Origin of the sequence: Maritimibacter alkaliphilus HTCC2654 (genome assembly GCF_000152805.1) — a bacterium.
GTDB classification, from domain to species: domain Bacteria; phylum Pseudomonadota; class Alphaproteobacteria; order Rhodobacterales; family Rhodobacteraceae; genus Maritimibacter; species Maritimibacter alkaliphilus.
Genome location: NZ_CH902578.1, coordinates 1084992 through 1103644, shown reverse-complemented (window position 1 = coordinate 1103644; position 18653 = coordinate 1084992). Strand labels below are relative to the sequence as shown.

Annotated in this window: 18 protein-coding genes; 9 read left to right on the top strand and 9 right to left on the bottom strand. The window is 65.4% G+C overall.

Annotation, left to right across the window (positions count from 1 at the left end):
- Nucleotides 1–138: 138 nt before the first annotated feature.
- A complete protein-coding gene (locus RB2654_RS06595) occupies nucleotides 139–924 on the bottom strand; it encodes a PaaX family transcriptional regulator C-terminal domain-containing protein (RefSeq protein WP_008329846.1) in 786 nt (261 codons plus the stop codon).
- 31 nt (nucleotides 925–955) lie between these two features.
- Nucleotides 956–2986, bottom strand: a complete 2031-nt coding sequence (gene paaZ, locus RB2654_RS06590) for a phenylacetic acid degradation bifunctional protein PaaZ (RefSeq protein ID WP_040884511.1) — start codon at nucleotides 2984–2986, stop codon at nucleotides 956–958.
- A gap of 104 nt (nucleotides 2987–3090) precedes the next feature.
- Between paaZ and paaG the strand changes: the two genes are divergently transcribed.
- The 4 genes from paaG to RB2654_RS06570 are packed head-to-tail and all read left to right on the top strand — an operon-like array spanning nucleotide 3091 to nucleotide 6219.
- Nucleotides 3091–3882, top strand: coding sequence for a 2-(1,2-epoxy-1,2-dihydrophenyl)acetyl-CoA isomerase PaaG (gene paaG, locus RB2654_RS06585; protein ID WP_008329839.1), 792 nt, complete (start codon nucleotides 3091–3093; stop codon nucleotides 3880–3882).
- On the top strand, nucleotides 3879–4313 hold the full coding sequence (gene paaI, locus RB2654_RS06580; protein ID WP_008329837.1) for a hydroxyphenylacetyl-CoA thioesterase PaaI: 435 nt from the start codon (nucleotides 3879–3881) through the stop codon (nucleotides 4311–4313). The genes paaG and paaI overlap by 4 nt, the downstream gene beginning before the upstream one ends.
- Entirely contained in the window at nucleotides 4310–5620 is a 1311-nt protein-coding gene (gene paaK, locus RB2654_RS06575) for a phenylacetate--CoA ligase PaaK (protein WP_008329835.1), read from the top strand. The genes paaI and paaK overlap by 4 nt, the downstream gene beginning before the upstream one ends.
- Nucleotides 5620–6219 (top strand): TetR/AcrR family transcriptional regulator, encoded by a 600-nt coding sequence (locus tag RB2654_RS06570; RefSeq protein ID WP_008329833.1) that lies wholly within the window; start codon nucleotides 5620–5622, stop codon nucleotides 6217–6219. Before paaK ends, RB2654_RS06570 begins: the two co-directional genes overlap by 1 nt.
- A 73-nt stretch (nucleotides 6220–6292) precedes the next feature.
- On the opposite strand, the gene RB2654_RS06565 is transcribed toward RB2654_RS06570, so the two are convergent.
- The 7 genes from RB2654_RS06565 to pcaF are packed head-to-tail and all read right to left on the bottom strand — an operon-like array spanning nucleotide 6293 to nucleotide 11880.
- Nucleotides 6293–7051, bottom strand: a complete 759-nt coding sequence (locus tag RB2654_RS06565) for a Phenylacetic acid catabolic protein (RefSeq protein ID WP_008329831.1) — start codon at nucleotides 7049–7051, stop codon at nucleotides 6293–6295.
- Nucleotides 7041–8117 carry a 2Fe-2S iron-sulfur cluster-binding protein gene (locus RB2654_RS06560; protein WP_008329830.1) on the bottom strand — a complete coding sequence of 359 codons (1077 nt, stop codon included), beginning with the start codon at nucleotides 8115–8117 and terminating at the stop codon, nucleotides 7041–7043. Before RB2654_RS06560 ends, RB2654_RS06565 begins: the two co-directional genes overlap by 11 nt.
- A gap of 10 nt (nucleotides 8118–8127) precedes the next feature.
- A complete protein-coding gene (gene paaD / locus RB2654_RS06555; protein ID WP_040884508.1) occupies nucleotides 8128–8589 on the bottom strand; it encodes a 1,2-phenylacetyl-CoA epoxidase subunit PaaD in 462 nt (153 codons plus the stop codon).
- Between the two features lie 4 nt (nucleotides 8590–8593).
- On the bottom strand, nucleotides 8594–9361 hold the full coding sequence (gene paaC, locus RB2654_RS06550) for a 1,2-phenylacetyl-CoA epoxidase subunit PaaC (protein ID WP_008329827.1): 768 nt from the start codon (nucleotides 9359–9361) through the stop codon (nucleotides 8594–8596).
- Nucleotides 9361–9645 carry a 1,2-phenylacetyl-CoA epoxidase subunit PaaB gene (gene paaB, locus RB2654_RS06545; RefSeq protein ID WP_008329826.1) on the bottom strand — a complete coding sequence of 95 codons (285 nt, stop codon included), beginning with the start codon at nucleotides 9643–9645 and terminating at the stop codon, nucleotides 9361–9363. Before paaB ends, paaC begins: the two co-directional genes overlap by 1 nt.
- An 11-nt stretch (nucleotides 9646–9656) precedes the next feature.
- On the bottom strand, nucleotides 9657–10649 hold the full coding sequence (paaA, locus tag RB2654_RS06540; RefSeq protein WP_008329825.1) for a 1,2-phenylacetyl-CoA epoxidase subunit PaaA: 993 nt from the start codon (nucleotides 10647–10649) through the stop codon (nucleotides 9657–9659).
- A gap of 25 nt (nucleotides 10650–10674) precedes the next feature.
- On the bottom strand, nucleotides 10675–11880 hold the full coding sequence (gene pcaF / locus RB2654_RS06535; RefSeq protein ID WP_008329824.1) for a 3-oxoadipyl-CoA thiolase: 1206 nt from the start codon (nucleotides 11878–11880) through the stop codon (nucleotides 10675–10677).
- Nucleotides 11881–12163: 283 nt separating this feature from the next.
- Here pcaF and RB2654_RS06530 point away from each other — a divergent pair, with 283 nt between their 5' ends.
- The 5 genes from RB2654_RS06530 to RB2654_RS06510 all read left to right on the top strand — a co-directional run bounded on the left by RB2654_RS06530 (nucleotide 12164) and on the right by RB2654_RS06510 (nucleotide 18562).
- Nucleotides 12164–13270, top strand: a complete 1107-nt coding sequence (locus RB2654_RS06530) for an amidohydrolase family protein (protein WP_008329810.1) — start codon at nucleotides 12164–12166, stop codon at nucleotides 13268–13270.
- Entirely contained in the window at nucleotides 13230–14456 is a 1227-nt protein-coding gene (locus RB2654_RS06525; protein ID WP_008329809.1) for a cytochrome P450, read from the top strand. The genes RB2654_RS06530 and RB2654_RS06525 overlap by 41 nt, the downstream gene beginning before the upstream one ends.
- Nucleotides 14457–14541: 85 nt before the next feature.
- On the top strand, nucleotides 14542–15741 hold the full coding sequence (locus RB2654_RS06520; RefSeq protein ID WP_008329808.1) for an MFS transporter: 1200 nt from the start codon (nucleotides 14542–14544) through the stop codon (nucleotides 15739–15741).
- 207 nt (nucleotides 15742–15948) lie between these two features.
- Nucleotides 15949–16410 carry a (2Fe-2S)-binding protein gene (locus RB2654_RS06515; RefSeq protein WP_008329807.1) on the top strand — a complete coding sequence of 154 codons (462 nt, stop codon included), beginning with the start codon at nucleotides 15949–15951 and terminating at the stop codon, nucleotides 16408–16410.
- A gap of 1 nt (nucleotide 16411) precedes the next feature.
- Nucleotides 16412–18562, top strand: coding sequence for a xanthine dehydrogenase family protein molybdopterin-binding subunit (locus RB2654_RS06510; protein ID WP_008329806.1), 2151 nt, complete (start codon nucleotides 16412–16414; stop codon nucleotides 18560–18562).
- Nucleotides 18563–18653 lie beyond the last annotated feature (91 nt).

Below are 18653 nucleotides of genomic sequence, written 5' to 3'. Positions count from 1 at the left end.
CTTGCGCCCGCGCTCTCAGATATGAGGGGCAAGCCCCTCAAACTCCGCAGGTCTGAATGAGGGGCAAGCCCCTCAAACTCCCCGGCGAGAGGGCGCTGCCCTCTCGCGCTCTCCCGAGGTTTTTTGAAACAGAGAAGATCAGGAGGCGGGCGTCGTCGAGGCGGCGCGCAGCGCGTCGAGCGCGGGGCGCGGGTAGGTTTCGAGCGTGCGGGCGATTGCCGTGCGGGCCTGCGCGCCGGGCCAGTCAGGGCCAAGGATGAGGTCGGGAAGCGTGCCGTGGCGCAGGCGCATCCGGCGCCAGTGGTGAAAGGCGATGAGCCGCAGAATGGTGCGCGTCAGGAGGTCGCCCGGCGCGGGGCCGAGGCTTTCGAGTGTCTGTGCCAGCCGGGTGTAGTCTGCGAGGGCTTCGGGCGAGATCACCACGGATGCGATCCAGTCGGGCAGGGCGGCGGTGTCGAGCGTGGTGACCAGCGCGTCCGACAGGGCCGGGTCGAGCGGCCCGGTGGTGAGCGCCGACCGGGTGCCGGGGAACACCGTGTCGTCGGGCAGAGCGTCGATGAAGTCCTGCGTGGCCATCGTCGGCTCCGGCAGGACCAGCGACACCGGAACCGGGGCGGGCGGCGCGGCGGCGTAGATCACCGGGCGCACGGCCTCGGTGCGGGCGCGGCCCTCGGGCGTCAAGGCGTAGGACGAGACGCGCCCGTCGCGCTCCGCCTCGATCCAGCCATCGCGTTTCAGCCGGTGAAGCGCAACGCGCAGCGCCTGATTGTTGATCCCCATGCCTTCGACCAACCGGGTAAGGAGCGGCCCCTCGATCCGGTCCTCGGGGGCACGGCACAGATCGCCCATGATCGTGACGACCACGGACCAGACCTTGAGCGGTCCGAGGGCCAGAAGCCTGTCGATGTCGGGGGATGCAGTCATGGGGCGAGGGTATCCCCGCCCCATGCGGGTCTCAATAGGCGTTCATCGTCAGGAGCGTATAATTCGCCACCAGCGCCTCGTCCTGATTGAGGATCGTGACGTGCCAGCGCACCTCGCCATACGCGTCGGTGCGCCGGGTCTTGCGCTTGACGGTCAGCTTCACGTGGATGCTGTCACCCGCCACCACCGGCTGCATGAACCGCAGGTCATCGAGGCCGGTGTTGGCCAGAACCGGCCCCTCGTTCGGCTCGACGAACAGCCCCGCCGCGAAGCTGAGGAGCAGGTAGCCATGCGCCACCCGGTCCGGGAAGAACGGGTTTCGCTTGGCGGCCTCGGCGTCCATGTGGGCATAGAATGTGTCGCCGGTGAACGTGGCGAAATGTTCGATGTCGTCGAGGGTGATTTGGCGGGCGTCGGTGGTGATCGTCTCACCGATTTCGAGGTCGGTGAAGGTCCGGGTGAAGGGATGCGCAGGGGCCGGTTTTTCCGTCGCGCCCGGCACGAACTGGTTCCCGATGGCTTGCAGCATGTCGGGCGAGCCCTGGATGGCCGTGCGCTGCATGAAGTGCTTCACGCCGCGGATGCCGCCCATTTCCTCGCCGCCGCCCGCGCGGCCGGGGCCGCCGTGGATCATGTGGGGCAGGGGGGCGCCGTGGCCGGTGGATTCCTTCATTGAGGTGCGGTTGTTGATGTAGATCCGCCCGTGATAGGCGCCCGCGCCGGTCGCGACCTTGATCGCGGTGTCGGGGTCGTTCGAGATGAGCGACGTGACGAGCGAGCCTTGGCCGCGATTGGCAAGGTCGATCGCGTGGTCGAGATCGCGGTAGCCCATGATGGTGGACACCGGGCCGAAGGCTTCGGTCTCGTGCACCTTGGTCGCGGCGTCGGGGTTGGCGCAGTGGTAGAGCATCGGGGGCAGGAACGCGCCCTTTTCGCGGTCCGCGCCGTGAACTTCGAAATTGTCCGGGTCACCGATCACGCGCTCGGCCTCGGTGCCGAGGATCGCGATTTTTTCAAGCACGTCAGCGCGTTGTCCGGTCGAGACGAGCGCACCCATGCGGGTCGACTCGTTCGCCGGGTCACCGATGACGTTTTTCGCGAGCCGCTCGCGCAGGGCGTCGATCACCGCCTCCACATGGCTTTCAGGTGCGAGGATGCGGCGGATCGCGGTGCATTTCTGGCCCGCCTTCACGGTCATCTCGCGCTGCACTTCCTTGACGAAGAGGTCGAACTCCGGCGTGCCGGGTTCGGCATCGGGGCCAAGGATGGACGAGTTCAGGCTGTCGGCTTCCGCCGTGAAGCGCACGGCGTTTTGCAGGATCGCCGGGGTCGAACGAAGTTTGAGCGCGGTGTCGGCGGAGCCGGTGAAACTCACCACGTCCTGACAGGTCAGCCGGTCGAGCATGTCGCCGGTCCCGCCCGCGACGAGTTGCAGCGCGCCCTCGGGCAGGAGGCCCGAGTCCAGCATCAGCTTCACGCACAGCTCGGTCACATAGCTGGTGGCCGTCGCCGGTTTCACGATGGCGGGCATCCCGCCGAGCAGGGTGGGGGCCAGCTTTTCCAGCATCCCCCAGACCGGGAAGTTATAGGCGTTGATGTGCACCGCGACGCCCTGCATCGGCGTGTAGATGTGCTGACCCTTGAAGGTGCCGTGACGCGAGAACTCTTCCACATCGCCGTCGAGCAGCACATGGCCGTCCGGCAATTCGCGCCGCCCCTTTGAGGCGAAGACGTAAAGCGTGCCGATGCCGCCGTCGATGTCGAACCCGTGGTCGCCTTGGGTGGCCCCGGTGGCAAAGGAGATGTCGTAAAGCTTCTGCTTGTGCTCGGTCAGGTACTGACCCAGCGCCTTGAGCATCTTGGCGCGTTCGTGAAAGCCCATCTTGCGCAAGTTGGGCCCGCCCACATTGCGCGCATGGTCGAGCATCGCCTGCACGTCGAGGCTGTCGTTGCCCGCGGTCGCGATGACCTCGCCGGTCACGGCCGAGGCGATGTTGCGCGCGCCGGCACCCGGTTTCACCCATTCGCCAGCGGCATAGCTGGACACGTCCATGATGGTCATGGTCATCCTCCCTTACGTTGCGTTTTCCCTGAGTCGGGATCGAGAACATTATTGACCGACCAGTCGGTTTAAGCAAGTATGCCGCAACACCAAGGGAGGATGGTATGAGCGACACGGTGCTCGTGGACCGGCAGGACGGATGGGTGGAGATCACTCTTAATCGTCCCGACCGGCTGAACAGCTTCAACGAAGATCAGCATCTGGCCCTGCGCGCGGCATTGGATGCGGCGGCAACGGATGGCACGCGGGCCGTGCTTTTGACCGGGGCAGGCAAGGGGTTCTGCGCCGGGCAGGATCTGGGCGACCGCGATCCGCGCAAGACCGACAAGATCGACCTTGGCTATACCGTGCGCACCTTCTGGGCACCGCTGGTGCGCCAGATCCGGGCGCTCGAGATGCCGGTGGTCTGCGCGGTGAACGGCGTGGCGGCGGGGGCGGGATCGTCGCTCGCGCTCGCCTGCGACATGGTGATCGCGTCGGAAAAGGCCAAGTTCATCCAGAGCTTCGCCAATGTCGGGCTGATCCCCGATACCGGCGGGTCGTTCTCGCTGACCAACCTTGTCGGACCGGCCCGCGCACGGGGCCTTGCGCTGACCGCCGAGCCGCTTCCGGCCGCGACCGCCGAAGCCTGGGGCCTGATCTGGAAATGTCTGCCCGAGGACGAATACCTCACCGCCGCGCGCGCGCAGGCGGCGAAATTCGCCCAGGGGCCGACCTTCGGCTATGCCCAGACGAAAAAGGCCATTCAGGCGGCCGAGACCAACACGATGGACGCGCAGCTCGACCTTGAAGCCGAGCTTATGTTCCAGTGCGGCACCTCGCCGGACTATGCCGAAGGCGTGGGCGCCTTCCTCGACAAACGTAAACCATCCTTCACCGGGGAGAAGCCGCAATGACACCCAAGGACCGCGCCGAAAAGGCCTGCCGCGCGATGTGGGACAACGACCAGTCGTCCAAGTGGTTCGGCATGGAACTGGGCGAGGTGGACGAGGGGAAGGCGACCATGACCCTCACCGTCATGCCGCACCACTGCAACGGTCACGCGATCTGCCATGGCGGCGTGATCTTCGCGTTGGCCGATAGCACCTTCGCCTTCGCCTGCAACAGCCGGAACCAGTCGACGGTGGCCCAGCACAACATGATCTCGTTCCTCGCACCGGGGAAAGAGGGCGACGTGCTGACCGCCGTGGCCGAGGAACTTTATATCAAAGGCCGCTCCGGCATCTACGACATCACCGTCACCAATCAGGACGGCACCCGGATCGCGGAAATGCGCGGCATGTCCCGCGCCATTCCCGGCACCTTGTTCGAGGAGGAAACGAAATGAAAGACCTGACCCCGGACCGCGCCACGCTGGACCCCATCGAGATCGCCTCGATCGACGAGATCCGCAGCTTACAACTCGACCGGCTGAAATGGTCGGTGCGCCACGCCTATTACAATGTGCCGATGTACAAACAGCGGTTCGACGTGGCGGGGGTGCACCCGGACGACCTGCAATCGCTCGCGGACCTATCGAAATTCCCCTTCACCTACAAGGGCGACCTGCGCGACAACTACCCCTTTGGCCTCTTCGCCGTGCCGCGTGAGCAGATCGTGCGCCTGCACGCCTCCTCCGGCACGACCGGCAAGCCGACCGTCGTGGGCTACACCGCAGGCGATATTTCCAACTGGGCCGACCTGATCGCACGGTCCCTGCGCGCCTCCGGCGTGCGCCCCGGCGACATTGTGCACAATGCCTATGGCTACGGCCTGTTCACGGGCGGTCTGGGCGCGCATTACGGGATCGAACGGCTTGGCGCGACGGCGGTGCCGGTGTCCGGCGGGATGACCGAGCGTCAGGTGACGCTCATTCAGGACTTCAAGCCCAAGGCGATCATGGTGACGCCGTCCTACATGCTCAACATCCTTGAGCAATTCCACAAACAGGGCCTCGACCCGCGCGAAAGCTCGCTCGAAGTGGGCGTGTTCGGAGCCGAGCCGTGGACGGATTCGATGCGCAAGGAGGTCGAAGAGGCCTTCGACATGCACGCCGTCGACATCTATGGCCTGTCCGAAATCATGGGGCCGGGCGTCGCCAACGAATGTGTCGAGACCAAGGATGGCCCGGTCATCTGGGAGGATCACTTCCTGCCTGAAATCATCGACCCCCAGACCGGCGACGTGCTGCCGGATGGCGAGCTGGGCGAACTGGTGTTCACCACGCTCACGAAAGAGGGGCTGCCGATGATCCGCTACCGCACCCGCGATCTGACCCGGCTTCTGCCCGGCACGGCGCGGTCGATGCGGCGGATGGAAAAGATCACCGGACGCTCGGACGACATGATGATCCTGCGCGGCGTCAACGTCTTCCCGACCCAGATCGAGGAGCAGGTTCTGGCGACCGGGGGCCTTGCCGCCCATTTCCAGATCGAGCTTTACAAGTCGGGCCGGATGGACGGGATGCGCGTCTTCGTGGAAGCCATGCCCGACAGCACGGATGAGGCGTCCAAGAATGCCGCCGCCCGGATGCTGACCAAACGGATCAAGGACGTGGTTGGCGTTTCGACCGAAATCGTCGTAGGGAACCCCGGCGACGTGGCCCGGTCGGAAGGCAAGGCCAAGCGCGTCGTGGACAACCGGGACAAGGGCTGATGGCGGCACGTTCGATCGCACGCGACCATGACGAAAAGCGCGGCCAGATCCTTCTGGCCGCGGCCAAGGTGTTCGCGACCGAGGGCTACGACCGCTCGTCCATGACCCGGCTGGCCGAGGAATGCGGAATCTCCAAGGCCAACATCTATCACTACTACCCGTCGAAAGAGGCGCTGCTGTACGACATCCTCGACAGCCACCTCCGGGCCCTGCGCGACACCGTGCTGGGGCTGGACCTTGCAGGGCTGACGGCAGAGCAGCAGCTTCGCGAAGTGGTGCGAGCGATCATGCTGGCCTATGAGGGCTACGACTACAAACACCGCATCCAGATGAACGAAATGGCGCTTCTGCCCGACGACCAGCAGCGCGAATTGCGCGGGCTTCAGCGTGATCTCGTGCGGTTCCTGTCGGACATCCTGTCCCACATCGCGCCGGACCGGTTCGAAGGCGACGCGGGCAAGCTGCGCGGGGCCACGATGGCCGTGTTCGGCATGTTGAACTGGTATTTCACATGGGCGCGGGGGGCAGGGGCCGCCGAGCGCGAGGACTACGCGGCCATCGTCGCCGACATGGTGCTGGGCGGCGTCAAGCAGGTCTGAGCGCCGCACATCCGAGCGGGCGGCGCGGCTTCGCGACGAGAGGCGGGACGGCGCTCGAACAGCGCCGCCGGTTTCACCCCTCCAGCCCGAACCCGTCGAGGATGGGACGTATACGCCCTTCCCACGCCGATTTGAGCGTCGCGTTGTCCTGACGACGCAGACCCATCGCCTTCAACTGCTCCAGCCGCCCGGCATCCCCGATCCCGAAGCTCACGCCCACACGGGGCATCCAGTAGTCCACGCTCGCTTGCAGGTTCTCGCCCTGTTCGACCAGAGCCGCGACGCCATCCTCGGCCAGCTTGGCGTGATGCGTCTCGACCTTCAGGATGTCGCGGAACGCCTCGGCCAACGGCTGATAGCTCACCTGCCGCAACTCTTCGAGCTGCGTCACCACGGCGGTGCCCATGAGCAGGTTCATTACCACTGAATCCGCCCAGCCCGTGAAGGGGTAGTTGAACACGGCGAGCCGCATGTCCTGCTCGATCCGGGTCGCGCCAATGTCGGCGTCGCGGTCGAGCCGCGTGTCCCAGGGATGCTGCTGGACATATCGGTCGGTATCGGCCCCGAACTCGCCCATCAGCGCCAACACCCGGTCGGCATTGGCCAACTTCTCGGCCACGATCCGGGCTGCCGCGCCCCGCGCCTTGATGCCGGGGGCGAGGTTGATCGCGTCCGCGAATCCGGCGGCGCCCGCGAGGTTCGAGTCCACGAAGGTCGCCATCAGTTTCAACAACTCCGCCCGGTAGCGCGGCGGCACATTGCCGGGCGAAGTCAGGCGACCACCTGCGGCGAGGTAGTCGGACAGGGTCATTTCCGCGAAATCACTGGTCATAATCCACCACCACCTTGTCGGTTACCGGATAGCTCTGGCAGGACAGGACATAGCCCTTTTCCACCTCGTAATCTTCGAGCGCATGGTTCGTCACCATCTCGACCTCGCCCTCCAGCACTCGGCAGCGACAGGTCGAACAGACCCCCGCCTTGCAGGCATAGGGCGCGTCGAGGTTGTCGGACCGGGCGGCATCGAGCACGGACAATTCCTTGGACGCGGACACCGTGCGCGTGGACCCGTCCAGCGTGACCACGATCTGCGCCTCGTTGGCGGTCGATCCTGCCTCTTTCGACACCACCCGCTTTTTCAGCCGACCGGGCTGGGCGGAGGCGAAGAGTTCGAATTTGATCTGATCCTCGGCGAGCCCAGCGGCTTTCAGCCCGGCGGCGATCCCCAGCATCATGGGTTCCGGCCCGCAGATGAACGCGGTGTCGGTCCCTTCGGCGTCGAGAAAGCCGGAGCGGAAGAGTTGCCCCACCTTTTCCTCGGTCACCAGCCCGGTGAACAGGTCGATCTCCTGCGCGTCGGTTTCGAGGATATGGATCACCGACAGGCGGCCCATGAAGGTGTTCTTCAGGTCTTCGAGTTCCTCTCGGAACATGATCGTCGCCACACCCTTGTTGGCGTAGACCAGCGTAAAGGTCGAACGCGGCTCGCGCGCCAGCGTCGTGCGCAGGATCGACAGGACCGGGGTGATGCCCGACCCGCCCGCGAAACCGACATAGTTCTTGCCCGCCGAGGCATCGAGTTCGGTGTAGAACCGGCCCATCGGCGGCATCGCTTCCAGCGTATCGCCCACCTTCAGCTCTTCGTTGGCAAAGGTCGAAAACGCCCCGCCATCGACCCGCTTGATGCCCACTTGCAGGATGCCGTCATCCTTGCCTGCGCAGATCGAATAGGACCGGCGCAGTTCCTCGCCGTCGAAATCGCGGCGGAAGGTCAGGTATTGCCCTTGGATGAAGTCGAACGCCTCGGCGTCGTCGTCCTTGGGTTTCAGCGACACGACGACCGCATCGCGGATCGTCTTTTGAATGCCGGTGACTTCGAGTTCGTGGAAGCGTGCCATCCGCTCCTCCTCAGATGCACTTGAAATAGTCGAAAGGCTCAAGGCAGTCTTTGCACCGCCACTGTGCCTTGCACGGGGTCGAGCCGAACTGGCTCAGTTTCTCGACGTTAGAACTTGCACAATTCGGACATTTGTCCGGGCCACCCGCCGGTTGCGGTGGCGCAATACCGTACTTTTCCAACTTTTCGCGTCCGCGCTGGCTCATCCAGTCGGTCGTCCAGGCCGGGCTGAGCTGCCGCTTGAGTTCGATCCGCTCCAACCCATGCTCGCGCAGCGCCGTCTCGATCTCCATGTTGATGAGCGAGGTGGCCGGGCAGCCGGAATAGGTGGGCGTGACCGTGACGACGCAGGTGTCTCCGTCCCAGCCCACATCGCGGATGATGCCCAGATCCGTCAGCGTGATCGCGGGGATTTCGGGGTCGGGAATGGTGTCGAGCCAGTCCCACACCTGTTCTGTAGACGGGTGGGCCATCGGCTCACCACTCCTGCCCCGGATAGGCGCGTTGCAGCCACTGCATCTGGGTCAGGATATGGCCCAGATGCTCGGTATGCATCCGCCCGTCCTTGCCCGATCCACGATGGCCGAAATGCGCCTCCGGCACCTCCAGCGTCGCCTCGGCCAGCACGGCGCGCACTTCGGCGTCCCATGCGTCCTGCAACGATTTCGGATGCGGGATCACGCCCGCCTCGGCCATCGCCTCATCCACCTCGTCGGTGATGAAAAGTTCTTGGGCATAGGGCCACAGCACGTTCAGCGCATCCTGCATCCGGCGGTGGCTTTCCTCGGTCCCGTCGCCAAGCCCGATCACGGTCCCTTCCGAACGCTCGACGTGATAGGCCGCCTCTTTCGCGGCCTTCTCGGCGATCTCGGCGATCTGCCTGTCGGCCGATGTGGTCAGGGCTTCGAGGTTCATCCGGTTGAACACGTCGAACAGGTATTGCCGCATGATCGTCTGGCCGAAATCGCCGTTGGGCAGCTCGACCAGCAACACGTTGCGGAAATCCCAAGCGTCGCGCAGGAAGGCCAGATCGTCAGCGGACCGCCCCTTGCCCTCAACCTCGCCCGCGTATTCCAGCCAGAGGTTCGTCTGGCCCAGCAAATCGAGCGCGGTATTGGCGAGCGCGATGTCCTCTTCCAGCACCGGCGCGTGGCCGCACCACTCGCTCACACGATGGCCGAGGATAAGCGTATTGTCTCCGAGCCGCAGAAGCGCCTCGAACTTCGGGTCAGATTGTTGGGTCATTACATATGCCCCACTTCGTCCGGGATGTCGTAGAAGGTCGGGTGACGGTAGATCTTGGACTCGCTGGGTTCGAAGATCGGACCCTTGTCACCCGGCGCGGTCGCCGTGATGTGGCGGGCTTCCACCACCCAGATCGACACGCCTTCGTTGCGGCGGGTGTAGACGTCGCGCGCATTCTTGACCGCGGTTTCCGCGTCAGGGGCGTGCAAGCTCCCCACGTGACGGTGGCTCAGGCCATGCTGGCCGCGAATGAAGATTTCCCACAGGGGCCATTCTTTGCTCATGTCAGCGTTCCTTATTCCGCGGCCATTTTGGCGGCGCGTTTCTTTTCACCGTGGGCCAGCAGCCCCTCGCGCACCCATGCGCCGTCGTCCCAGGCCTTGCGGCGGGCTTCCAGACGGCCGTTGTTCACGGGGCCCGCGCCCTTGAGCACGTCGAAGAACTCGTCCCAGTCCGGCTCGGCGAAGTCGTAGCCGCCCTTTTCCTCGTTCCACGCGAGCGTTTCGTCGGGAATGGTGAGGCCGAGGTATTCGGCCTGCGGCACGGTCTGATCGACGAATTTCTGGCGCAGCTCGTCGTTCGTGTTGATCTTGATCTTCCACGCCATCGACTGTTCCGAGTGAACGGAGTTGGCGTCGGACGGGCCGAACATCATCAGCGACGGATACCAGAAGCGGTTCAGCGCATCCTGTGCCATCCGCTTTTGCGCCTCGGAGCCTTTCGCCATCTTCATCATGATGTCGTAGCCCTGCCGCTGGTGGAACGACTCCTCCTTGCAGATGCGGATCATCGCGCGGGAGTAGGGGCCGTAGCTCGTCCGTTGCAGCGGCACCTGGTTCATGATCGCCGCGCCATCGACCAGCCAGCCGACCGCGCCGATGTCGGCCCAGGTCAGCGTCGGGTAGTTGAAGATCGACGAGTATTTCATCTTGCCCGAGAGCAGTTGCTTGGTCAGGTCATCGCGGCTGACGCCCAGCGTCTCGGCGGCGCAGTAGAGGTAAAGACCATGCCCCGCCTCGTCCTGCACCTTGGCGAGAAGGATCATTTTGCGCTCCAGCGTGGGGGCGCGGGTGATCCAGTTGCCCTCGGGAAGCTGACCGACGATTTCCGAATGCGCGTGCTGACCGATCTGCCGGATCAGCGTCTTCTTGTAGCCTTCGGGCATCCAGTCGCGGGGTTCGATGCGGATGTCCGCATCGACCTTTTCCTGAAACGCACGTTCCTCCGGTTCCATTTCTTCCAGCGATTTCACGCCTTGGCCGGTGGATTTGACCATTTGAGCATACATGTCGTCGGTCCTCCTGAGTTGCGGGTCAGACCCGCTCGATAATCATTGCGGTCCCTTGGCCCACGCCCACGCACATCGTGCACAGGGCGTAACGCCCGCCCCGCCGCCTGAGTTCATAGGCCGCCGTCAGCACCAGACGTGCGCCGGACATGCCCAGCGGATGCCCGATGGCGATGGCGCCACCGTTGGGGTTCACCCGGTCGTCGTCGTCCGCCACGCCCAGTTCGCGCAGCGTGGCAAGGCCTTGGGACGCGAAGGCTTCGTTCAATTCTATCACATCCATGTCGTCCATGGTGAGACCGGTTTTCGCGAGCACCTTGCGCGTCGCGGGCACCGGGCCGATCCCCATGACGCGCGGCTCGACACCGGCAGCCTGCATCGACACGACGCGGGCGAGGGGGGTGAGGCCGTGGGCCTTCAGCCCGGCGTCGGAGGCCATCAGGATCGCGGCGGCCCCGTCGTTCACGCCCGAGGCATTGCCCGCGGTGACGCTCAGGTCCGGTCCGTTCACGCCCTTGAGCTTGGCAAGCTGCTCGACCCCGGTGCCGGGGCGCGGGTGCTCGTCGGTGTCCACGACGACCGGATCGCCCTTGCGCTGCGGCACGCTGACCGGCGTGATCTCGTCCGCGAACTTGCCCGCCTCATGCGCGGCGGCCCAACGGGCCTGCGACCGGGCGGCGAAGGCATCCTGATCCGCGCGGCTGATCTGGTAATCTTCGGCCACGTTGTCGGCGGTTTCGGGCATCGAATGGGCGCCGTAGTCGGCGTTCATCTTCTTGTTCACGAAGCGCCAGCCGATCGTCGTGTCATAGACCGCGTTCTGGCGTGCGAAGGCGCTTGTCGCCTTGGGCATCACGAAGGGCGCGCGGCTCATGCTTTCGACACCGCCCGCGATGGCGAGGTCGTAGTCGCCCGCCTTCAGCCCGCGCGACGCCATCCCGACCGCGTCCATGCCGGAGGCGCAGAGGCGGTTGACGGTCGTGCCCGGAACATCCGTCGGCAGGCCCGCCAGAAGCGCGGCCATGCGCGCCACGTTGCGGTTGTCTTCGCCCGCCTGGTTCGCGTCGCCATAGATCACGTCATCCAGTTTCGCCCAGTCCACATTGGGGTTGCGCGCCATGAGGGCGGCGATCGGAATCGCGGCGAGGTCATCGGTGCGGACCGAGGACAGGGCACCGCCGTAGCGGCCGATGGGCGTGCGCTGTGCGTCACAGATGTAAGCGTTCGACATGGATCCTCCCAGATCACGGCATAGTTTTTTCGACCGCACGGTCGACTTAATCAAGCACACGATTCGATGCAAGAAAAAATGTTACCGAAGATATTCACGTTTTCATTTTCTGTAACGTATTGTCGCCCGCCAAGGCCTGCATCGGCGCCCGGCCACGATGACCGCGACGACACGCCGGGCGAAAACGAACAGGTGCCCCTGTTCACGGTCCGATCAAAATCGCATACTCACCAGAAGGGTTTGTGGCGTGAACGCCGCCGAAGAGCGAGCCAAGAGGGGAACCGTGCAGTCACCATTTTACGACAAATTCAAAGCCGAGATGGACCGGCTCGGCGGATTTCATAACGCACATGTGCATCTCGACCGGGCCAATACGCTGGACGACGGATTCGTCGACCACGGGCGCGTGCAGGTGCTGGAAAGCTCTCATATTTCGCTTCAGAAGAAGCACAAGCTGATCGCGAGCGTTCACGAAGGCCCGGCCTACGACCCCGAAAACCTCGACGCCCGCGTGCGCGCCACGCTCGACGTGATGGTGGGCGCGGGCACGCGGCTGGTGGATACGATGGTGGACGTGACCCCCGACCGGGTCGGCACCTCGGCGCTGGATCAGATCATGGGGATCGCGCGCGACTACGGCAATCGGCTGACCCTGCGCGCCGCCGCCTATACCCCGCTGGGCTTTCGCGATGACGAGCCCGAACGGTGGCGGGTGTTCGAAGAAGGTGTGAAGTCCGCCGATTTCATCGGTTGCCTGCCCGAAGCGGACGATGTGGACGACTATCCCGACAACATCGGGTTCGAGGAACATTGCGTGCGGATGCTCGATCTGGCGCGCACGACCGGCAAGATGCTCCATGTCCACACCGACCAACTCAACATCCCGCAGGAAAACGGCACCGAACGGTTGATCGAGGTCACTCGGCGCGAAGGCGTGCTCGAGGGCGACGAGCCGCAGGTCTGGGCGGTCCACGCCATTTCCCCCTCGACCTATGACGACGCCCGGTGGGAGGCCTATGTCGAGGCGTTGCTGGAGACGAACATCGGCATCATTTCCTGCCCCTCGGCGGCCATCGGGATGCGCCAGCTTCGCCCGATCATGACCCCGACCTACAATTCCATCGTGCGGGTGCTGGAACTGGCCGCCGCAGGGGTGCCGATCCGCATGGCCTCGGACAACATCGCCGACATGTGCTCGCCCACCACGACGGCGGACCTTACCGACGAGGTGTTCATGCTCTCGGCGGCGCTGCGCTATTATAAGGTGGAGATCCTCGCCAAATTCGCGGCGGGCGTGCCCCTGACTGACGACGAACGCGCGGCCCTGCGCGAGCATCTGGACCGGAACGATGAGGAAACTGAAAAGCTGGTTCGGCGCTGGGCGGGCTAAACCCGCCGCGCCCGACCTTCCCGTCGATCTGCTGTCGGACGCCTTCGTCGCGGACCCCGCGCCGACATGGGCGTGGCTGCGCGACAACGCGCCGCTCGCCCCGGTGAAATCCGGCGGTTACGTGATGACGCGGGCCGCCGACATCAAGGCGGCCTTCACCGATGCCCGGCTGGGCAATGCGCCCTCGCGCTTTTCCATGCTGGCCGAGAAGAACCGCGACCGCTACGTGGCGGCGGACGTGGCCGCGAACATCCCGCCTTTCCTCGACAAGCCCCGACACGTGGACATGCGCAAACCGCTGTCGGCTGCCTTTTTCGACACGTTCGACGGGGCCGAGGCGTGGATCGGTCCGCTGGCCGAGGCGCATCTGGCCCGACTGGCCGGGCAGGGGCCGCAGGATATCATCACCGGGTTCGGTCGCCCCTTCGCGACGCAGGCCATGGCCCGGTTCGTCGGCCTCGACCATGACCCGGCGGCCATCGCGCGGGCGACCGGGGCGCTTTTCAAGCTGTTCGCGCCGATCACCGACCGCGCCGGGTTCGACGATGTGAACGCCGGGCTTGAGGCGACCCGACACTATATCGCCGGGGCCGTCGCGGCCCGCCATGCCACCCCCGGCCCGGATCTGATCTCGCACCTCATCGCGCGGGGCGGGCTGACGGACATCGAAATCGGGGACCATGCGCTGCTGGTCCTCGCCGACGGGATCGAGAACATCGAGGCCGCGATCGCGCAGGTTCTGATCCGTCTGGCGTCGGACCCCGATCACCTTGCGGCCCTGCGGGCGGGCGAGGGCGACATCGCCGCCACCGTGATGGAGGTTCTGCGGCTGGAAACCCCGGCCCAGACCATCCCCCGCGTCGTGCGCGAGGCGCATGAGCGCGACGGGGTGCAGCTGACCGAAGGCACCCCGATCTTTCTGGCCCTCGGCAGCGCCAATCGAGATCCCGACCTGCACCCCGATCCCGACCGCTTCGACCCCACGCGCGACCATTCGGGCGTGCTGATGTTCGGGCAGGGGCGCCACCGCTGCATCGGCGCGCCACTGGGGCAAATGCTGGTCACCCAAGGCGCGCGGGCGCTGGTCGACCGGCCTTTCACGCTCGTCACCGATCCGGCGCGGATCACCTATCACAAACGTCTGGGCCACCGCTGGCCGGTCGATGTGCTGGCCCGGATCGACTGACCCGCCCCCTTGGGACAGGACATTTCCGCGCCAAGGTGATAGGCTGAACACTGGCGGACACGGGACCGAAGGGGCAAAGACAGCGATGGACACCGGATTGCATCCCTATCGCTGGGTGGTCGTGGCCGCCTCGGCCCTGATCCTCGCGCTTGCCATGGGCTCGATCGTCAACGGCATGTCGGCCTACGTCGTGCCCTTGGAAGAGGCGCACGGCTGGGAGCGCGGCGATATCTCCCTCATCAACGTGGCCGGCATCCTCGGCATGGCGCTGGGCGGGATGATGATGGGGGTGCTGGCCGACCGGATCGGCACGCGGCCCGTGGTTCTGATCGGGGTGAGCGTCATGGGTCTGGCCTACCTCGCCTCGTCTCTCGCCGCCACGCTCTGGCATTACTACGCGCTCATGTTCCTCGCCGGGTTCTTCGGCGCATCGGCCATCTTCGCCCCGGTCATGTCCGTCGTCGGAAAGTGGTTCCCCGTGGGCGCGGGGCTCGCGCTGGGCATCGCCTCGGCGGGGCAGGCTCTGGGGCAGGGCGGCGTGCCATTCGCTTCGGCGATCCTCATCAAGTCGGTGGGCGTTTCCGGCGCGCTCGCGCTGACCGGCGGGGCGATGCTGGTGCTGCTGATCCCGCTCGCGCTTCTCCTGCGCCCAGTCGCCACCGCAGGGGCATCGGCCCAGGCACCGGACGAAAGCGGCTATCCCCCCATTCGCCTCGTCGTGCCGACCATGTGCCTTGCTATTTTTCTGTGCTGCACCTGCATGTCGGTCCCGCTCATGCACCTCGTCCCCTACATTCAGGGCTGCGGCTTCACGGCGGACGAAGCGGGGGGCGTCATCTTCCTGATGCTCATGGTCGGCATCGTCGGCCGTGTCGCGTTCGGGAAGTTCGCGGATATCATCGGGGCCATCCCCGCCTACATGGCGGCGACCGCTTGGATGGCGCTTCTGATCTACGGGTTCATCCTGATCGACGACCTGTCGGCCTTCTACCTCTACGCGCCGATCTATGGCTTCGGATACGCGGGCGTCATGACCGGCGTGCTCACAACGCTCGCGGCCCACACCCCGCCGTCGCGGCGCGGCTATGCGATGGGCATGGTGACGATGTTCGGCTGGTTCGGTCACGCCAATGGCGGCTACATGGGCGGCCTGCTCTACGATCTGACGGCGGACTACGCCATCGCCTACGGCCTCGCCGCGCTGTTCGCGGCCCTGAACCTCGTGGTGGTCGGCTGGCTCTACTGGCGCATCCGGGGGATGGGGGGCGTGGCCCGGCTGGCCTGATCCGCATTGTCCCGGCCAATACAGCGAATTGGTTGACGGATTTTCCCAAGCTTTTCACCGCGCGGCCCTTTGCGGCACACAGCCCTCGCTTTCCCGAAACCGAAACCTGTGAGTAATCTATTCCCAGTGACCCGGCCACGCGCGCCCGCGAGAGGCGTCACCGGGCCAGCCGATTAGCGAACAGCCAAAGGCGTCAGGGAGGACAACATGGCGATCACACTGAAAATCAACGGCGAGGAGAAGAGTGTCGAGGCGCCGCCCGACATGCCGCTTCTCTGGGCCATCCGGGACGTGCTCGGCATGACCGGAACCAAGTTCGGCTGCGGCGTGGCCTCCTGCGGGGCCTGCACCGTGCATGTCGACGGCGAGCCGACACGCTCCTGTCAGGCGCAGGTGGGCGACCTCGAAGGGGCCGAGATCACGACGATCGAGGGCCTGAACTCCGACGTCGCCGCGGCGGTGCAGTCGGCCTGGGCCGATCTGGACGTCGTGCAATGCGGCTACTGCCAGTCGGGCCAGATCATGTCGGCGGTCGGCCTTCTGACCGAGAAGGCCAAGCCGACGGACGAAGACATCGACAGCTACATGTGGGGCAACGTCTGCCGCTGCGCGACCTATACGCGCATCCGGGCCGCGATCCACGAAGCGTCAAAGCGGATGGAGGCCTGATATGAACATCAAGACCACACGCCGCGCCTTTTTGCAGGGCGCAACCGCGGCCTCGGCCGCGATGGTCGTTGGGCTGAATGCCAAGGGCAGCTGGGCCGCCGCGCATGGCGGTGAATTCATGCCGAACCCCTTCGTCAAGATCGCGCCGGATGGCAAGGTCACGGTCGTCCTGAAGCATTTCGAGATGGGGCAGGGCACCTCGACCGGGCTGTCCACGCTGCTCGCTGAAGAGCTCGATGCGAACTGGGACGACGTGGACATCGAATTCGCCCCCGCCGATACCGCGACCTACATGAACACCCTCATGGGCGTTCAGGGCTCGGGCGGCTCCACCGCCATCGCCAACAGCTACATGCAGTATCGTGAAGCCGGGGCCGCCGCGAAATCGCTGCTGGTTCAGGCCGCCGCCGCCGAATGGGGCGTCGATGCGGGCGAGATCGAGGTGAAGGACGGCATGGTGAGCCACGGCTCGAACAGCGCGTCTTTCGGCGATCTGGTCGGCCTCGTGCCCGAGGGCGCGACCCCGAACCCGCAACTCAAGGATCCGAGCGCCTTTACCAAGATCGGCGCCGACAAGCTGCCGCGCAAGGACAGCAACGCCAAGACCACCGGCACCGCGACCTTCGCGATGGACGTGATGCCCGAGGGTGTCGTCTTTGCCGTGCTCCAGCGGTCGCCCAAGTTCGGCGGCACGCTCACCTCGTTCGACGCGTCGGCGGCGATGGAGGTCGAGGGCGTCGTGGACGTCAAGCAGATCCCGATGGGCGTGGTGGTCTATGCTACGAACACATGGGCCGCGATGAAGGGGCGCGAGGCGCTGACGACCGAGTGGGATTTCTCGAATGCCGAGACCCGCTCCTCGGACGAGATGGAGGCGGAATATGCCGCCGCGCTCGACCGGGCCGAGGGTCTGGCGGCCAAGGCCGAAGGCGACACCGCCGGGGCGCTCGAAGGTGCGGCCAAGACCATCGAGGCGGAGTTCCACTTCCCGTTCCTCGCCCATGCGCCGATGGAACCCCTGAACAGTGTCGTCCAGATCAAGGACGGTAAGGCCCAGTGCTGGGACGGCTGCCAGTTCCACACGGTGACGCAGGGCGCGGTCGGGGCCGTCTCGGGCGTCGGTCCGGAGAACACCTCGATCGAGACCGTCTATGCGGGCGGGTCGTTCGGGCGTCGGGCCAACTTCACCTCGGATTACGAGGTCGAAGCGACGATGGCCGCGATGGCACTGGGCGATGGCCGCCCGGTCAAGCTGGTCTGGTCGCGTGAGGACGACGTGCGCGGCGGTTACTATCGCCCGATGACCAAGCACCGGGTGCGCGCGGGCGTGGATGCCGACGGCAACCTCGTCGGCTGGCATTCGATCATGGCCAACAAGTCGATCTTCAAGGGTACGCCGATGGGCGAGGCGGTGATCGTGAACGGCGTCGACCTGTTCTCGGTCGAGGGGGTCGCGGACACGGAATACGCCATTCCGAACATGGACGTGACGCTTCACGACATGGAGACGGCGGTGCCGATGCTCTGGTGGCGCTCGGTCGGACATTCGCACTCCGGCTACGCGATGGAGGTCGCCATGGACATGGCCGCCGAAGCCGCGGGCCGCGATCCGGTGGAGTTCCGGCAAGACCTGCTGGCGAATGCCCCACGGTCGCTGGGTGTCCTGAACCTCGCCGCCGAAAAGGCGGGCTGGGGCGGCGACATGCCCGAAGGCTGGGGCCGTGGCGTCGCGGTGCACAAGAGCTTCAACACCCATGTGGCGCAGGTGGCCGAAGTGTCGGTCACCGACGGCAAGGTGAAGATCGAGCGCATCGTGGCCGCCGTGGACTGCGGCGTGCCGGTGAACCCGGACGTGATCCGCGCGCAGGTCGAGGGGGCGATCGGCTATGGTCTGTCCCATGTCATGCGCCAGAAGATCACCTTCACGGACGGCGAAGTCGATCAGTCGAACTTCCCCGATTACGAGCCGCTGAGGATTTCGGACATGTCCAAAATCGAGGTGCATATCGTTCAGTCGAGCGAGGCGCCCACGGGCATCGGCGAGCCGGGTCTGCCGCCCGCAGGTCCGGCGGTCGCGAACGCGATCTACGACGCGATGGGCAAGCGCGTGATGCACCTGCCGATGGTGGACGACGGGATCGAATTCTCCTGACCCCGCCTGATCGTTGAATGGCGCCCCCGGTTCCGGCCGGGGGCGTTTTCTATGGGTTTCGCCGTGGGCTGCGCCCACGTCGACCCGGGCG

Bases quoted from the DNA above. Each gene is read 5' to 3' on its own strand.
- RB2654_RS06595 (WP_008329846.1), bottom strand. From the start codon at position 924: ATGACTGCATCCCCCGACATCGACAGGCTTCTGGCCCTCGGACCGCTC.
- paaZ (WP_040884511.1), bottom strand. From the start codon at position 2,986: ATGACCATCATGGACGTGTCCAGCTATGCCGCTGGCGAATGGGTGAAA.
- paaG (WP_008329839.1), top strand. From the start codon at position 3,091: ATGAGCGACACGGTGCTCGTGGACCGGCAGGACGGATGGGTGGAGATC.
- paaI (WP_008329837.1), top strand. From the start codon at position 3,879: ATGACACCCAAGGACCGCGCCGAAAAGGCCTGCCGCGCGATGTGGGAC.
- paaK (WP_008329835.1), top strand. From the start codon at position 4,310: ATGAAAGACCTGACCCCGGACCGCGCCACGCTGGACCCCATCGAGATC.
- RB2654_RS06570 (WP_008329833.1), top strand. From the start codon at position 5,620: ATGGCGGCACGTTCGATCGCACGCGACCATGACGAAAAGCGCGGCCAG.
- RB2654_RS06565 (WP_008329831.1), bottom strand. From the start codon at position 7,051: ATGACCAGTGATTTCGCGGAAATGACCCTGTCCGACTACCTCGCCGCA.
- RB2654_RS06560 (WP_008329830.1), bottom strand. From the start codon at position 8,117: ATGGCACGCTTCCACGAACTCGAAGTCACCGGCATTCAAAAGACGATC.
- paaD (WP_040884508.1), bottom strand. From the start codon at position 8,589: ATGGCCCACCCGTCTACAGAACAGGTGTGGGACTGGCTCGACACCATT.
- paaC (WP_008329827.1), bottom strand. From the start codon at position 9,361: ATGACCCAACAATCTGACCCGAAGTTCGAGGCGCTTCTGCGGCTCGGA.
- paaB (WP_008329826.1), bottom strand. From the start codon at position 9,645: ATGAGCAAAGAATGGCCCCTGTGGGAAATCTTCATTCGCGGCCAGCAT.
- paaA (WP_008329825.1), bottom strand. From the start codon at position 10,649: ATGTATGCTCAAATGGTCAAATCCACCGGCCAAGGCGTGAAATCGCTG.
- pcaF (WP_008329824.1), bottom strand. From the start codon at position 11,880: ATGTCGAACGCTTACATCTGTGACGCACAGCGCACGCCCATCGGCCGC.
- RB2654_RS06525 (WP_008329809.1), top strand. From the start codon at position 13,230: ATGAGGAAACTGAAAAGCTGGTTCGGCGCTGGGCGGGCTAAACCCGCC.
- RB2654_RS06520 (WP_008329808.1), top strand. From the start codon at position 14,542: ATGGACACCGGATTGCATCCCTATCGCTGGGTGGTCGTGGCCGCCTCG.
- RB2654_RS06515 (WP_008329807.1), top strand. From the start codon at position 15,949: ATGGCGATCACACTGAAAATCAACGGCGAGGAGAAGAGTGTCGAGGCG.
- RB2654_RS06510 (WP_008329806.1), top strand. From the start codon at position 16,412: ATGAACATCAAGACCACACGCCGCGCCTTTTTGCAGGGCGCAACCGCG.